The sequence below is a fragment of the Bacteroides sp. D22 genome (assembly GCF_000163675.1).
GTDB classification, from domain to species: Bacteria; Bacteroidota; Bacteroidia; order Bacteroidales; family Bacteroidaceae; genus Bacteroides; species Bacteroides xylanisolvens.
The window spans coordinates 42,645-58,334 of sequence record NZ_GG774822.1 but is presented as its reverse complement, the minus strand read 5'-3'; the positions used below and the strand labels follow the sequence as shown (position 1 = coordinate 58,334).

10 protein-coding genes and 1 pseudogene are annotated in these 15,690 nt (G+C 41.1%); 8 read left to right on the top strand and 3 right to left on the bottom strand.

The features are described from left to right. Window positions 1–22 precede the first annotated feature (22 nt). Window positions 23–838 (bottom strand): SDR family oxidoreductase, encoded by an 816-nt coding sequence (locus HMPREF0106_RS03605; protein ID WP_008020332.1) that lies wholly within the window; start codon window positions 836–838, stop codon window positions 23–25. A gap of 120 nt (window positions 839–958) precedes the next feature. On the opposite strand from HMPREF0106_RS03605, the gene HMPREF0106_RS03610 reads away from it, so the two are divergent. Further along, window positions 959–1,840 carry an AraC family transcriptional regulator gene (locus HMPREF0106_RS03610; RefSeq protein ID WP_032851615.1) on the top strand — a complete coding sequence of 294 codons (882 nt, stop codon included), beginning with the start codon at window positions 959–961 and terminating at the stop codon, window positions 1,838–1,840. A 71-nt stretch (window positions 1,841–1,911) separates the two neighbouring features. Next, entirely contained in the window at window positions 1,912–3,861 is a 1,950-nt protein-coding gene (locus HMPREF0106_RS03615; RefSeq protein WP_009040941.1) for a glycoside hydrolase family 97 protein, read from the top strand. Between the two features lie 217 nt (window positions 3,862–4,078). Here the strand turns inward: HMPREF0106_RS03615 and HMPREF0106_RS03620 are convergent, their stop codons facing one another. Then, complete coding sequence (locus tag HMPREF0106_RS03620; RefSeq protein ID WP_004316036.1) at window positions 4,079–4,462, bottom strand: DUF3037 domain-containing protein; 384 nt, start codon at window positions 4,460–4,462, stop codon at window positions 4,079–4,081. Continuing rightward, on the bottom strand, window positions 4,440–5,222 hold the full coding sequence (locus tag HMPREF0106_RS03625; protein ID WP_004316035.1) for a HipA family kinase: 783 nt from the start codon (window positions 5,220–5,222) through the stop codon (window positions 4,440–4,442). The genes HMPREF0106_RS03620 and HMPREF0106_RS03625 overlap by 23 nt, the downstream gene beginning before the upstream one ends. Window positions 5,223–5,375: 153 nt before the next feature. Here HMPREF0106_RS03625 and HMPREF0106_RS03630 point away from each other — a divergent pair, with 153 nt between their 5' ends. The 6 genes and pseudogenes from HMPREF0106_RS03630 to HMPREF0106_RS28345 form a co-directional block, all read left to right on the top strand. Continuing rightward, on the top strand, window positions 5,376–6,986 hold the full coding sequence (locus HMPREF0106_RS03630) for a hypothetical protein (protein WP_009040940.1): 1,611 nt from the start codon (window positions 5,376–5,378) through the stop codon (window positions 6,984–6,986). 107 nt (window positions 6,987–7,093) lie between these two features. After that, window positions 7,094–9,022 carry a glycoside hydrolase family 127 protein gene (locus HMPREF0106_RS03635; RefSeq protein WP_009040939.1) on the top strand — a complete coding sequence of 643 codons (1,929 nt, stop codon included), beginning with the start codon at window positions 7,094–7,096 and terminating at the stop codon, window positions 9,020–9,022. A gap of 127 nt (window positions 9,023–9,149) precedes the next feature. Next, the gene (locus tag HMPREF0106_RS03640; protein ID WP_009040938.1) at window positions 9,150–11,063 is read left to right on the top strand and encodes an alpha/beta fold hydrolase; all 1,914 of its coding nucleotides are present in this window, start codon (window positions 9,150–9,152) and stop codon (window positions 11,061–11,063) included. Window positions 11,064–11,384: 321 nt separating this feature from the next. Continuing rightward, the gene (locus HMPREF0106_RS03645; RefSeq protein ID WP_009040937.1) at window positions 11,385–14,219 is read left to right on the top strand and encodes a two-component regulator propeller domain-containing protein; all 2,835 of its coding nucleotides are present in this window, start codon (window positions 11,385–11,387) and stop codon (window positions 14,217–14,219) included. Between the two features lie 690 nt (window positions 14,220–14,909). After that, a complete protein-coding gene (locus HMPREF0106_RS03650; RefSeq protein ID WP_008021654.1) occupies window positions 14,910–15,425 on the top strand; it encodes an RNA polymerase sigma-70 factor in 516 nt (171 codons plus the stop codon). 150 nt (window positions 15,426–15,575) lie between these two features. Beyond that, window positions 15,576–15,690 (top strand): annotated as a pseudogene (locus tag HMPREF0106_RS28345) (transposase); the annotation flags it as partial.

Here is a 15,690-nt window from a genome sequence, read left to right as displayed (position 1 = left end):
GAATAAATTAAAAGATTAAATATTAAACGCCGCTGAATGCACTGAAACCACCATCGATAGGCAACATAGCTCCCGTTACGAAACTAGCGGCTTCACTGCACAGGAATTGTACGGCACCATTCAATTCTTTGATATCGCCGAAACGGTTCATCGGAGTTTTGGCTAACACCTTTTTACTTCTGTCGGTCAATGAACCATCCGGGTTGATAAGTACACGACGGTTTTGGTCACCGATAAAGAATCCCGGAGCGATAGCATTTACACGGATACCATCACCGTATTTCAGTGCCATTTCGCTTGCCAGCCATTGGGTGAAGTTGGCTACTGCCGTTTTAGCGGCCGAATATCCCGGTACACGGGTGATAGCACTATAAGCAGCCATAGAAGATACATTGATGATGCATCCTTTCTTCTGTTTTGCCATTACCTTACCGAATATCATAGACGGATAGACTGTCCCATTCATATTCAGGTTAGTCACTTTTTCCCAGCAAGAGATGTCCATATCATAGAAGTGCTGATCCGGTTCGAGAGTGGCTCCCGGCATATTGCCACCGGCAATATTCAGTAGAATATCAATCTGCCCCCATTTGGCTACGACTTCTTCGGCTACTTTCTCCAGGCTGGCGATGTCAAGTACATTACCAATGATGCCGATTACATCGTTACCATATTGCTTAAGTTCAGCCACACGGTTGTCCAGTTGCTCCTGACGAATGTCAATAGCTACAACTTTTGCTCCCTGCTGTACAAAGTGTTGGGCAATATTTCCGCCCAGTACACCACCTGCTCCGGTAATAACAGCAACTTTACCGGCAATACTAAATAATTCGTTCATGGTTTCTATCAAATGTTTTTATGAATGGATGCAAAAATAGCGGGTTTTTATACATGCTATGATGCGTATTTTTGCAAGATATTTACCTATCTTTGCAAAAGCAGTTTAGAAAGGAGATTTATGAAGAAGATAATGAATGAGAAGTTGACTATTACGACTTCTAATCCCGTCCGTGCCCGCTTTTATGAATATCCACGTTTCACGTATCCGTGGCATTTTCATAGTGAGTATGAAATTATTTATGTGGAGAAGGGAGAGGGGGATTGTCTGGTGGGTGACAGCATTATCTCCTATTCAAAAGGTGATTTGATTCTTTTCGGTTCCGAACTGCCTCATAGTATGCAAAGTCCACCGGACGGCGGGGAAGGATCTGATAACGAAGAAAAATCCGAACCGAAAGTAAGAGGAGTCAATATTCAGTTTGAGAAAGATTTTATGCATTATTCTATTTCTCAATACTCCCAGTTTATTCCTATCAGGAATTTATTGGAGGATGCTTGCAGAGGAATTAAATTCACAATTACCCGTTCGGGGAAAAGCATTAAGTTATTGGAACAAATTCCTTCTGCCAAAGGAGCAGATCAAATCATCCTGTTGCTTTCACTTCTACAGATGATGGCTACCAGTAATCATAAGAAATATCTGACTACTTCTCATTATACTCCGTCCCCTTCTATTATGCGTAATGAAAGAATGGAAAAGGTGATTGCCTATTTGAATAAACATTATACCGAGTCTATCGGTCTGGATGAAATTGCTTCTTATACAGCGATGAACCCTGCTGCTTTCTGCCGATACTTTAAAGAAAACACAGGAAAGACATTTAAAGAGTATGTACTTGATATGCGTATCGGATATGCTTGTAAACTATTGAATAGTAGTATGATGAATATATCTCAAATCAGTGCTACTTGCGGATTTGAATCACCTGTACATTTTAACCGCATTTTTAAAAGGGTGACAGGAATGACACCTACTTTTTATAGGGAACAGATGGAATAAGCTTTTCAGGCAATAAACATTTGAGTATAATTTCTTCCTCGTTCGTATATAATTAGGAAAGATGAATAAACATGAACGTAAATAGAATGAAGAAAAGAATTTTGCTTTTGTTGTTGGTGATACCGGCATTGGTAAAAGCGCAAGATGTGATGACAGAAACCCGTCAGGAACTGACGTCTCCTGATGGAGCTTATCGTTTTACCTTTTATCAACGTGCGGTGGGAGAGGATAATGCACAAATGTATTATACCTTGACTTATAAGAATCGTCCGGTGATTGAAGAAAGTAAACTGGGTGTTCTGATTGAAAATCAGTTATTTGAATCGGCGTTGGGTATACCGAATGATACTTGTCATTTTTGGTGTGAGAATCTGAAGTTGACAGAGACTGAACATCAAAAGACGGACGAGAGATGGAAGCCTGTATATGGCGAACGTGCAGAAGTACGTGATTGCTACAATGAGATGACTTTGAAACTCAAGAAGGGAGAAGGAAATGGCAATCAGGACGGTGGTTATGATAAGCGTAAGAATTACTTTATGAATATCATAGTTCGTGCCTATAATGAAGGAGTTGCTTTCCGCTATCATTTTCCGGAAATGACAAACGGGCTTTTCTTGCATATCGTCGGTGAGCAGACTAGCTTCACAATGCCTGAAGGAACGATGGCGTATTATGAACGTTGGGCGCAAGGACCTTATGAACTTCGTCCGTTGAAAGGATGGGGCAAAGAGGAGAGTGAGCGTCCTTTGACCTTGAAACTGCCTGATGGATTATCTGTAGCTTTGTTGGAAGCGGAAATGGTGGATTATGTTCGTGGTAAATTCCGTTTATCGGCAGAGAAACCTTCCACTTTGGAGACAAGCCTGTATAGTAGTGTTGATATTATTTCTCCTTACAGTACTCCTTGGCGTGTAATCATGGTTGGCGAACGTCCGGTCGATTTAATTAATAACAATGATATTGTCTTGAATCTGAATCCGGCTTGCAAACTGGCTGATACTTCTTGGATTAAACCCGGGAAGGTATTCCGTTCGGGCGACTTGAAACAAGATAGAGTAAAAGCAGCCATTGACTTTGCGGCAGAACGTGGTATTCAGTATGTGCACATGGATGCAGGATGGTACGGACCAGAGATGAAAATGAGTTCGGACGCTACTACTGTTTCTCCGGATAAAGACCTTGATATACCCGCTTTGTGTAAATATGCCGAATCGAAAGGAATCGGACTTATGGTGTATGTCAATCAGCGTGCATTAGTGCAGCAGTTGGATACTCTGTTGCCTTTGTATAAAAAATGGGGATTGAAAGGTATCAAGTTCGGTTTTGTACAGATAGGTAATCAGCGTTGGAGTACTTGGCTGCATGATGCAGTTCGTAAATGTGGAGAATATGGTCTGATGGTAGATATTCATGACGAATATCGTCCGACAGGTTTCAGCCGTACTTATCCTAACTTGATGACACAGGAAGGCATCGGTGGCAATGAAGAGATGCCGGATGCTTTACATAACACGATTCTTCCGTATACACGTTTCCTGGCAGGCGCTGCGGATTATACACTGTGTTATTTTAATGGCAGAGTGAAGAATACGAAAGCGCATCAGTTGGCAATGGCAGCAGTGTATTACAGTCCTTTGCAGTTTATGTTCTGGTATGACCGGCCTGAATTTTATAAAGGAGAAGAAGAACTCGAATTTTGGAAAGCCATTCCAAGTGTATGGGACGATAGCCGTGCGCTTGATGGAGAAATTGGTGAGTATATCGTTCAGGCACGTCGTTCGGGGAATGACTGGTTTGTAGGAGCAATGACGAATACGGAAGCCCGCACAATTACATTGACTACGGATTTTCTGGAAGCGGGTAAGAAGTATATGCTTCACCTGTACGAAGATGATAACAAGCTGAATACACGAACGAAAGTACGCAGTACTCATAAGAAGATAAAAGCCGGAGATAAGCTTGTTTTGAAGCTAAAAGCAAGTGGCGGAGCCGCATTGCATTTTATTCCGCTTAAGTAGGCAAGTTTATGTTTCTTTTTAGGCACAGATAACGCAGATTACACTGTTGCTTTATGCAACCATCATTTCTAAAACCGTGAAATCCGTGTAATCCGTGCCTGAAAAATATAGTGAGGTATTATTTGCTGTAATTAATCAACCACTTCACCATTTCCGGGGTGTAATGAGAGAAGAAGAGAGTTTTCTCATTCATTGAGTGGAAAGGTTGTTCAAGGAATTAAAGAACTAATTCCTTGAATAACCTTTCTAAAGTATTATCTAAATCTGTAGAGAATCCCGGATGAGGACGGGACACTTGAATACAGGAGCTTTTTACCGCAGTCAGCCACCGGAAGCGATCCGGAATATCCATATTGGCAATAACTCCTCCTTCTTTATTTCCCTGACAAATCTTGTCGAAGACTTTCAGACCTTCTATCAGACAGTTGATGTCCAATTCGGAAGAGAACAGTTTCAATTTGTTTTCATCTATTGTATAAAGAGATTTGAGATATTTGCACCGTTTGGAAAACAGTACAATACCTACATTGATAAATTCCTCACGTTCTACTTTAGGAACGAAACGGATAACTGCGTATTCATATAAGTGCCTTTCTTGCATTTTGCGCTTCATTTACAAATATTTCGGAATGCTTGATCCTTTCTTCTAAAAATTGAATATAAACATCTCTCAAGTCTTGCGGAGTTTCCTGTCCTTCCGTCCAGTTCAGCCAGTCGTCAGGGACGGCATTGACTATCTCCCGTATCTTGTCATCGGTAAGTAGTTGTTTGAATGTTGCGTCTACTTCTTCCAGCTGATCGGCAAACGGTAATAGTACATGATCTTTTATTTGTACGAACGGACTAAGTGCGTGTTTCTGCCAATTCGTCCACGAATGATGGAAATAAAGGGAAGCTCCATGATCGATTAACCACAATTCTTTATGCCACATCAGCATATTCGTATTCTTGATTGTACGGTCTACATTGGTCAATAATGCATCCAGCCATACAATTTGCGAAGCAGTTTTACCGTCCACCTTATGCACAACAGGGTCGAACGTCAATGAACCGGACAGGAAATGCAGACCCATGTTCAACCCACGGCTCCATTGCAGTAAATCCTGTATTTCTTCATCCGCTTCTGTCCGTCCGAAAGCCTCATCCAGATTCAAAAATATAATCTCCGGAACTCTGAATCCCAGTGTACGGGCTATTTCTCCCCCTATCAATTCGGCAATAAGGGCTTTAGTCCCATGTCCTGCTCCTCTGAATTTTACGACATATTTAAATTCATCATCCGCTTCAGCCAAAGCCGGCAATGACCCTCCTTCCCGCAAGGGAAGAATATATCTTGTTACGTTTGCTGTACGTAAATCCATATCACTCCTTTCTTAAATTGAGAATAAAGATACAACGTTTTTATGGAATAGTCAGTGAAAGGCTTCCTATAATAATAGTTTTTTTGTATTTTTCGGTTGAGTATACTTTCTTCCTGCTGCGTATTATATAAAACAATGATAAATGAATTAAACATGAAACTACTTCGATTTTTGGTGTTTGGAATAATGTCCGTTATTCTGTTACCCAGCATTATAGCAGCCGAATGGCAGTGGTCTGTACAACTACCAAGTATTATTTCCAACGAAACGAACGATCATCCGCAAGCATTCTTGTGGATACCTTCCGATTGTACTCAAGTGAAAGCTGTGATAATAGGCAATCATAATATGACAGAGGAGACTTTGTTTGAAAATTCTCTATTTCGTGAAAGATTATCAGAAACGGGTATAGCACTGATATGGATTACCCCTGGATGGGATCAAAGATGGGATATAACTACCGGATGTCAGGAAGCCTTTGAAAAGATGATGGAGGATTTTGCGAATGTCAGTGGCTATAGTGAATTGAAATATGCGCCTATTGTCCCTTTAGGACATTCGGCAATGGCTACCTATCCGTGGAACTTCGCAGCATGGAATCCCGACCGCACATTAGCCATTATCTCTTTGCATGGAGATGCGCCACGCACTAACCTTACCGGACATGGTCGTGACAATATGGAGTGGGGGAAACGTACGATTGACGGCATCCCTGGATTGATGATTGAAGGCGAATACGAATGGTGGGAAGACCGTGTAAATCCGGCTTTGGCATTCCGTATGATGTATCCTAAAAGTTGCGTCTCTTTCCTTTGCGACACAGGACGAGGACATTTCGATATAGCCGACCGCACCGCTGGTTATATTGCGTTGTTCTTAAAAAAAGCACTGGAATATCGTATGCCTGCAACGTATGATTTGAATAAGCCTGTGGAATTGAAGAAGCTGAATCCGCAGAATGGCTGGCTTGCCGAAAGGTGGCATCCGAATCAGAAGAAACGTGCAAAAGCTGCTCCTTATAAAGAGTATAAAGGAGACTCGCACGATGCATTCTGGTATTTCGATAAGGAAATGGCTGAAATGACGGAAGAACGCTATCGCCGGGGAAGAGGTAAGAAACCACAATATTTAGGTTTCGTACAAAAGGGGCAATTACTCACATATAATCCCAAATCCCATGCGAAAGTTGCCGCCCGCTTCCTGCCGGAAAAAGACGGATTGACTTTTCATCTGAAAGCTGTATATACGGATAGCTTGCATACTGCAATTTCTGACGAACATTCGCTCACTTCTCCTGAAATAACCCGTATCTGTGGCCCGGTTCAGAAAGTGAACGACACAACCTTTACTGTCCGTTTCTACCGTATGGGAATGTACAATCAGCGTCGTACGGGAGATATTTGCCTTCTAGCCGGTAATGATGGTGACAAGCACTATAAAAGCACTGTTCAGGAACTTAGTTTCCGGATTCCCTATCGCAATACGGAAGGTAAACGCCAGCATATTCTTTTCCCGGGTCTTGACGATGTGAGGAAAGGCACGGAAACTATCTCTTTACATGCAACCTCCGATTGCGGGCTACCCGTATATTACTACGTGAAAGAAGGGCCGGCAGAAATAGAGGGAAACAAGTTGGTATTTACTCGAATTCCCCCACGCAGTAAGTTCCCATTGAAAGTGACTGTGGTGGCATGGCAATATGGATTGGCAGGAGAAGTGCAGACAGCCGAATCGGTAGAACGGAGTTTCTTCATTTATCAATAGGCAATTGATAAATGAAAGATTATGGCACTATAAGTTGGAATTCGTTTTTGGGCATTGAGTAATAGGCGGAGTCTATTCGTATCCAATAATAAATAAGGATATTAAAAATGATTATGAATAAGAAATCTTTAGTTGCAATCGCATTATTGGCAGTATCGGCTATATCGTCGGCTCAATCTGTGTACCCCGGACAGCACCAGGGGAAAATGAAAAAAGAGACAGTGGCTCCTGTTCGGGTAGAAAGTTTTGATTTGAAAGACGTCCGTTTATTACCGAGTCGTTTTCGTGACAATATGTTGCGGGATTCTGTATGGATGACTTCCATTGATGTGAATCGTTTGCTGCATAGCTTCCGGACAAATGCCGGAGTCTTTGCCGGTCGTGAAGGCGGTTATATGACAGTGAAAAAACTCGGTGGTTGGGAATCCTTGGACTGTGAACTTCGCGGACATACTACCGGACATCTGCTTTCGGCTTACGCTTTGATGTATGCCGCTACCGGAAGTGAGATTTTCAAGCTGAAAGGGGATAGCCTTGTCAACGGGCTGACCGAAGTTCAGAATGCTTTGAAAGGCGGATATTTAAGTGCTTTTCCCGAAGAACTGATAAACCGAAATATCCGGGGAAAGAGTGTTTGGGCACCTTGGTACACTTTGCATAAGCTTTATTCCGGCCTGATAGACCAATATCTGTATGCGGATAATCAGCAGGCTTTGAAAACAGTGACCAAAATGGGCGACTGGGCTTATAACAAACTGAAACCACTTAGTGAAGAAACCCGCAAACTCATGATACGCAATGAGTTTGGAGGTGTCAACGAATCATTCTACAATTTGTATGCTATCACAGGAGATGAACGTTACCGTTGGTTGGCCGAATATTTCTACCATAATGATGTAATTGACCCGTTGAAAGAACTTCGGGACGATTTGGGAACCAAACATACGAATACGTTTATCCCGAAAGTCATAGCCGAAGCGCGTAACTATGAACTGACAGAGAATGAGACCAGCAAAAAGCTCTCGGAATTCTTCTGGCATACCATGATTGACCACCATACTTTTGCTCCGGGATGCAGTAGTGATAAGGAGCATTTTTTCGACCCGAAGAAATTTTCTAAACACTTGACCGGCTATACCGGAGAAACCTGCTGTACTTATAATATGTTGAAACTTAGTCGTCATCTTTTCTGTTGGACGGGCGATTCATCTATTGCCGATTATTATGAAAGGGCACTATATAATCATATCCTGGGACAGCAAGATCCGGAAACAGGAATGGTTACTTATTTCTTACCCTTACTTTCGGGCTCACATAAACTGTATAGTACCAAAGAGAACTCTTTCTGGTGTTGTGTCGGCAGCGGATTCGAAAATCATGCTAAATATGGAGAAGCTATCTACTACCACAACAACCAGGGAATCTACGTAAATCTGTTTATTCCTTCCCAAGTCACCTGGAAAGAAAAAGGATTAACCCTTCTCCAGGAAACGGGATTTCCGAAAGAGGAAACGACCCGGTTTACTATTCGTGCCGAGAAACCGGTTCGTACTACTGTTTATCTAAGATATCCTTCATGGAGTAAAAAAGCGGAAGTTCTTGTGAACGGTAAAAAAGTGGCAGTAAAACAAAAGCCAGGTTCTTACATCGCTATCACCCGTGACTGGAAAGATAATGACCGTATCTCGGCTACTTACCCGATGCAGATTGCATTGGAAGCCACTCCCGATAATCCGAATAAGGTAGCTTTATTGTATGGCCCGTTAGTGCTTGCCGGAGAACGGGGTACAGAAGGTATGCAGGTTCCCGCACCTTTCTCTAATCCTGCTCTTTATAATGATTATTATACTTATAATTTCCATGTGCCTGCCGATTTGCGTACCTCATTGAAAGTAGATATGAAACATCCGGAACGTACTTTGCAGCGTACAGGAAAAGAACTGAAATTTACAACAGAACAAGGAGATGTGATTCGTCCGCTTTATGATTTGCATCATCAGCGTTATGTGGTATATTGGGATTTGCAGTCGAAATAGAAAAATTCAAGAACGAATTACACGAATTACGCGGTTTTATAATTATAATTGCATCAAATATAATTGCATCAAACAACAGCGTAGTTCGTGTAATTTGTGTTTAATACGAAGTTAATAGATAACGAAAATGAAGGGAAGATTATTAATCATAATTTTTATAAGTATCTGTTTTATTGCAGGTTCCTGCAATGTATCATCCGTACAAGGGAGTCGTTATAACTTCTCTTCATTAGATTCTGTTATTCAAGGCTGGGTGAGTAAAGAGTACTATCCAGGTGCTTCTATCTGTGTAGTAAAGAATGATTCTGTCATTTTTCAGAAGAACTATGGTAGCTATACTCCTGATACAAAAGTATACGTAGCCTCTGCCGGAAAATGGGTGGCGGCTGCTGTTATCGGAGCGGTTGTGGATAGTACCAGTTTGGACTGGGATGACCCTGTGGAGAAGTGGTTGCCGGAATTTAAAGGAGAAGCCAAAGGTAAAATCCTTTTGCGACAATTGTTATCTCATACTTCCGGAGTGCGTCCCTATCTTCCTGAACCGCGTGTAGATAATTACAATCATCTGGATTCCGCCATTATTGAGATATTGCCGTTAGATACGGTTTTTACTCCGGGAAGCCGGTTTCAGTATGGAGGGCTTGCCATGCAGATTGCCGGAAGAATGGCGGAAGTGGCAATGGGGAAAGAGTTTGAAACTCTTTTTCAGGAATTATTAGCACAGCCATTAGAAATGAAAAATTCTCATTTTACTCCGATAAATACAGATGGCGGACATGCCCCGATGTTAGGTGGTGGTCTGTGTACTACCTTGAACGATTATATTCATTTCCTGTCTATGATTTATCACGAAGGAATATATCATGATAAGCGGATACTGACAACCGAGACTGTAAAGGAAATGCAGGCCGACCAAGTGAAAAATGCTGTTGTTTCTCCCGGAGAATATACGGAAAGAGCATTGGGACAGTCTCATAATGGCATTTACGGATTAGGTGAGTGGCGTGAACTGGTCGATAAAAAGACAGGAGAAGCCTATCAAATCAGTTCACCAGGATGGGCTGGCGCTTACCCGTGGATCAATAAACGGGAGAATGTTTATGGCTTCTTTATTGCTCATGTAGTCGGTGCTTCCAGTAAAGAAGATGGTTTCTCATCTTTTTATGGTAGTCCTGTAATTTCGAGAACTGTTTCAGAGATTGTAAAGGGACATCCGTTGGTTGTGAAACAAGGCCGCGTTGAAGTGGGCAACGGTTCTCTTTACTATGAGGAAGCCGGCACAGGTGCTCCCGTCATCCTTGTTCATGGTCATTCTTTGGATCATCGTATGTGGGATGAACAATTTTCCGTACTGGCAAAAAAATATCGTGTGATCCGCTATGATTTGAGAGGATATGGCATTTCGTCTTCACAAACGGAAGACTATCAATTCACACACGCTGAAGATTTAGTTACTTTGATGGATTCTTTGCACATCAAGAAAGCGCATATCGTCGGACTTTCTTTGGGTGGGTTTATTACTGCTGATATGTTGGCGTATTTCCCTGACCGGATGTTATCTGCTTTTTTAGCCAGTGGAAACATTCGGAAATCGAAAGGCCCAAGTGAACCGATGACTCCGGAAGAAGCAAGAGTACGTGATAAGGAGATTGCTGCTTTGAAAGAGAAAGGGGTAGATGTGATGAAGAAAGAGTGGTTTGAAGGATTGATGAAATCCGGTGGAAGTCAGCGTGAACGAATGCGTGAGTCTCTATGGAAAATGATCGATGAGTGGGATGCGTGGCAACCTTTACACAAAGAAGTACGGGTGGTAGCTGGTTTGGATGCCATCGAGAAATTGAAAAAGAATCATCCCGATGTACCTGCTTTAATTGTTGAAGGTCATTCTTCCGGTAACCGATTCTCAAAAGAACCTCCCATTTTACAATATCTTCCCAATGGAAAACTGAAAGTAATTGACGATTGCGGACACATGCTGAATATGGAACGCCCGGAAGAATTTAATGCTGCATTGGAAGAATTTTTGAAAAGCGCTCAATAAAGAATAATATTGTAACTGATTAATATATTATAGAACAAGGCCTGCATTGTTTTTTTCCATGCAACGTTCAGAAGTGAGAAGAAACCGACAACTGTTATTGTGAATGGTAATAACTTCCCTGTTGTTTACAAAAACGCTCATGTGAAAGTGAAATATCAATAAATCTTCAATAGCATTGAGTAAATAATTTCTCCTCTTCGTATTTGTTTATCACATATAACAGATACAAAGGGGAGACTTTTTTTATAAGAAGGAATGTGCTCTTTTGGAGATTTTTATGTATGTTTGTCACATGTTTAATATGAAAGGAAGCGGTTGTAAGTGAAGAACACGATTAAATATCTGATTCTTTTAATCATATACTTGGTTTGTGGTGTAAATCTGCAAGCCCAGAATTATACATTTCGTAATGTAGTCATGTCCGATGGACTGTCCGGGCTATTGGTGAACGCCATTTATAAAGACTCGGAAGGTTTTGTATGGCTAGGAACAGATAATTGTCTTGATCGTTTTGATGGTGTGAAAGTTCGCCATTATGAATTTCGAGGCGTGGATTCCGGAAGAAAGAAACGGGTGAACTGCATCACGGAAACAGCCGACAATCAGCTTTGGGTAGGAAACGGTATCGGACTTTGGCGTCTGAATCGTGCGAACGGCCAGTTGGAGAGAATTGTTCCCGAAAAGATAGATTTTGCTGTAAATACCTTACTTCCGGATGGAGATATTCTCTATATCGGTACGGAGAAAGGATTGTTCATCCAAGAGGACGGGCAATTGCTCCAAGTATTGACCGACCGGAATATGCTGGCTGCCTGTAATCGAATTATGGATCTCTGTCTGAATGAAGATAAAAGTGCGTTATGGCTGGCTACAGTGCAAGGTTTATTCTCTTATTCATTGAAAGATGGTAAGATTGATTCCTGGCATTTCCAGGAGAATGTTCCCGAGGCCGATTACTTCCGCTGCCTGACTCGTATTGGAGAAACCCTTTATCTAGGTACAATGAGCCAGGGAGTAGTTCGTTTCGATATAAACAAAAAGAGCTTTTCGCATACAGTATCTTTAGGCTGTGATGTCATTTCCGACATATCCAGTGATGGAAAGGAGACTGTATATATAGCAACAGATGGCAATGGCGTTCATTTCCTTTCGCATAAAGCCCAACAAGTGACACGTCGTTTTTGTCACGATGTAAGTGATAAAGAAGGTATTCGCAGTAATTCCATTTATTCACTATTGGTGGATGACAGAGGTGCTGTTTGGGTGGGGCACTTTCAGGCAGGTTTAGATTATTCACTTTATCAGAATGGTCTTTTCCAAACTTATGCTTATCCTCCTCTGTTTAACTCTGCCAATCTTTCCATTCGTTCTTATGTCAACAGAGGACACGAAAAGGTCATCGGTTCACGTGATGGTTTGTATTATATAAATGAAACTACCGGAGTCGTAAAGAGTTTTGTGAAACCTGTTTTGACTTCAGATTTGATATTGACAATTTGCTTTTATGAAGGCGAATATTATATCGGTACGTATGGCGGAGGTATGATGGTGTTGAATCCGGAGACGTTATCTCTAAAATATTTTGCCCAGGGAGGAGATGGAGATGCAGAGCTGTTTCAGAAAGGACATATCTTTTGTGTGCGACCGGATGAGAAAGGAAATCTCTGGATAGGCACTTCACAGGGATTGTTCTGTTATAATAGACAGGCAAAGCAGATCAAACACTTTACCAGCGCCAATTCCCAATTGCCGGAAGGTAACGTTTATGAAGTTAGTTTTGACTCTACCGGCAAAGGATGGATTGCCACGGAAACCGGCATGTGTATATATGATCCTGCTTCTCAAAGTTTACGATCTAATGTGTTCCCTGAAGGATTTGTGCATAGGGATAAGGTGCGCACCATTTATGAAGATGCCGGACACAACCTTTATTTTATTCGTGAAAAGGGAAGTCTGTTTACCTCTACTTTAACGATGGATCGTTTTCGGAATCGTTCCGTCTTTTCTACGCTTCCTGACAATTCGCTGATGTCGATTGTGGAAGATAACCAGGGTTGGTTGTGGGTGGCTTGCAATGATGGATTGTTACGTATAAAGGAAGAAGGAGAAGAGTACGATGCCTTCACTTTCAATGATGGAGTACCGGGACCCACTTTTACGAATGGGGCTGCTTATAAAGATGAAAAAGGAATATTATGGTTCGGCAACACCAAAGGTTTGATTTATGTCGATCCGAAGCGGGTGGATGAAGTGCGTGGTAAAGTCCGTCCGATTGTGTTTACGGATATATTGGCTAATGGCATTTCTTTTACCAACCCGTCTTTAAAATATAATCAGAATAATCTGACTTTCTGCTTTACGGATTTTGCTTATGGTCTGCCTTCTGCTCTATTGTACGAATATCAGTTGGAAGGAGTGGATAAAGACTGGAAACTATTGGCTGCGCAGAATGAGGTTTCCTATTATGGATTATCTTCCGGAACGTATACGTTCCGTGTGCGCCTTCCGGGAAATGAACAGTCGGAAGCTGTTTATCAAGTGACGGTGCGTCCTATGATACCTTGGTGGGGATGGGCACTTTCTGTTTTATTAATTGTAGGCATTATTGCTTTTATACGATATTATGTGTGGAATCGTATGCGCCGCCTGCTTACTTCTCCTGCATCGGCAATCTCCGCGTCCATAGAGAAGACACAGCAGAAAGACCGAACGATAGAACAAGCGGAAGTGATTTCTGAAGAGTCTTCTATCGCTGCAACCGAAGAAAAGTATAAAACTAACAGGCTGACTGAAGAAGAATGTAAAGAGCTCCATAAGAAACTGGTTGCTTATGTGGAGAAAGAAAAGCCATATATTAATCCTGATTTGAAAATGGGCGACCTGGCTTCTGCTTTGGATACTTCTTCGCATTCATTATCGTATCTTTTGAATCAATATCTCAATCAGTCTTATTATGACTTTATAAACGAATACCGCGTCACTCAATTTAAGAAAATGGTGGTAGATAGTCAATATTCCCGCTATACATTAACGGCACTGGCAGAACTTTGCGGCTTCAGTTCTCGTGCTTCTTTTTTCCGTTCATTCAAAAAGAGTACGGGAGTCACTCCGAATGAATATATTCGTAGTATAGGTGGAACAGCCAAAGAAGAGTAACTTTTCGACTTATTATCACTGAAATCTATTTTATACTCATATCCCTTTCACCCTTCACACCGCCCTATTCATCGGGGTTAGAGGGTGAAGGACCTCCCTTCACCAAGTGGATTTTCCTTTTACTAGTCTTTTTCTCGTAATCTATTAATAGATAAGTTCTTCTTCTCCCTATATAAACTTCTTTTGCTCCTATTGCAAAGTTGTTTTTTATAGGGAGTAATCTATAAACGCAAGCTTTGTTTTTATAAATGAAACTTGCGTTTATAAAAACAAAGCTTGCAATTATATAATTGAAGCTTTCATTTATAGTTTACCCTTAATCAAATGTAACTTTGCAATAAGTGCAAAGCAAGTTTATCTTTAATGAAACGGAACTTATCTATTAATGTTCGTACTTCATTAATAGCCTTGATGTGACAATGAAACGATCAAATAATAAAATTGAAGAGGGGAAGAGGATGGGAGCAAACGAGCATAAGTGGAGCAAAGATACGTTGATTTGAGTGATTTGAGTCTCATTTTATAAAGTGATACTCTCTTTTTTGTAAACGTAATATATTGATAATTAGAGTTGTATATTTAAATGAGTCTACCTAGATTCATTGAGATTGATCTGCTTTATTTTCTAGCTGATATATCCAAAATCACCTCTATATTTGCATCGTGATCAAAACCGAAAAAGATAGTATTATGGAGACAACAGCTAACACTTCCGACAACATTATCACCCGTTCTTATGAAGAATATTATCAGGTGATTCTTACCTATATTACTTATCGTATCACTCATCGCTACGAAGCGGAGGATCTAACCCAGGATGTATTTGTACGTCTGCTGGACTACAAGCAAATGCTCCGTCCGGACACTGTGAAATATTTCTTGTTCACCATTGCCCGCAATATTGTGATCGACTATATCCGTCGTTATTATAAGAAACAGGAGATAGACAGCTACATCTATGATACTATGTCCACTTCTACCAATGAAACCGAAGAAAAAATTATCGGTGATGATTTAATGACAATGGAACGGACTCGCTTGGCTGCTATGCCCGAACAACGTCGGTTAATTTATACATTGAACCGCTTCGAAAATAAAACGTCTCCGGAAATCGCAAATGAACTGAATTTAAGTTGCAGGACGGTGGAAAACCATCTGTTTCTGGGACGTCGTGAAATGCGCGAGTTTTTCCGGAATTGTATATAATCTTATTCATTATGCGAATCAGTAGTTGAAATCACTAGCTGATTCAGTTAGTTAAATTGTTATTATTCAATTAATTATCTCATTTATTTATTTCTTAATCTCCTTGAAAATCAGTATGTTAGAAGAATAAAACCACTCATTATTCTAATTATGATTCCCAAGGAGAAAGAGCTAAAACTTATAAAAATATATATGTATATCTGCGATGTTTATCAGTCTTCACTGAAGTTCTACTGTCAGAGGTTCAGTAATAACGCTACACCGA

Excerpts from the sequence above, each read along its gene's own strand:
- HMPREF0106_RS03620 (WP_004316036.1), bottom strand. The coding sequence starts at position 4,462 with ATGCAAGAAAGGCACTTATATGAATACGCAGTTATCCGTTTCGTTCCT.
- HMPREF0106_RS03635 (WP_009040939.1), top strand. The coding sequence starts at position 7,094 with ATGATTATGAATAAGAAATCTTTAGTTGCAATCGCATTATTGGCAGTA.
- HMPREF0106_RS03640 (WP_009040938.1), top strand. The coding sequence starts at position 9,150 with ATGAAGGGAAGATTATTAATCATAATTTTTATAAGTATCTGTTTTATT.
- HMPREF0106_RS03630 (WP_009040940.1), top strand. The coding sequence starts at position 5,376 with ATGAAACTACTTCGATTTTTGGTGTTTGGAATAATGTCCGTTATTCTG.
- HMPREF0106_RS03625 (WP_004316035.1), bottom strand. The coding sequence starts at position 5,222 with ATGGATTTACGTACAGCAAACGTAACAAGATATATTCTTCCCTTGCGG.
- HMPREF0106_RS03615 (WP_009040941.1), top strand. The coding sequence starts at position 1,912 with ATGAACGTAAATAGAATGAAGAAAAGAATTTTGCTTTTGTTGTTGGTG.
- HMPREF0106_RS03610 (WP_032851615.1), top strand. The coding sequence starts at position 959 with ATGAAGAAGATAATGAATGAGAAGTTGACTATTACGACTTCTAATCCC.
- HMPREF0106_RS03605 (WP_008020332.1), bottom strand. The coding sequence starts at position 838 with ATGAACGAATTATTTAGTATTGCCGGTAAAGTTGCTGTTATTACCGGA.
- HMPREF0106_RS03650 (WP_008021654.1), top strand. The coding sequence starts at position 14,910 with ATGGAGACAACAGCTAACACTTCCGACAACATTATCACCCGTTCTTAT.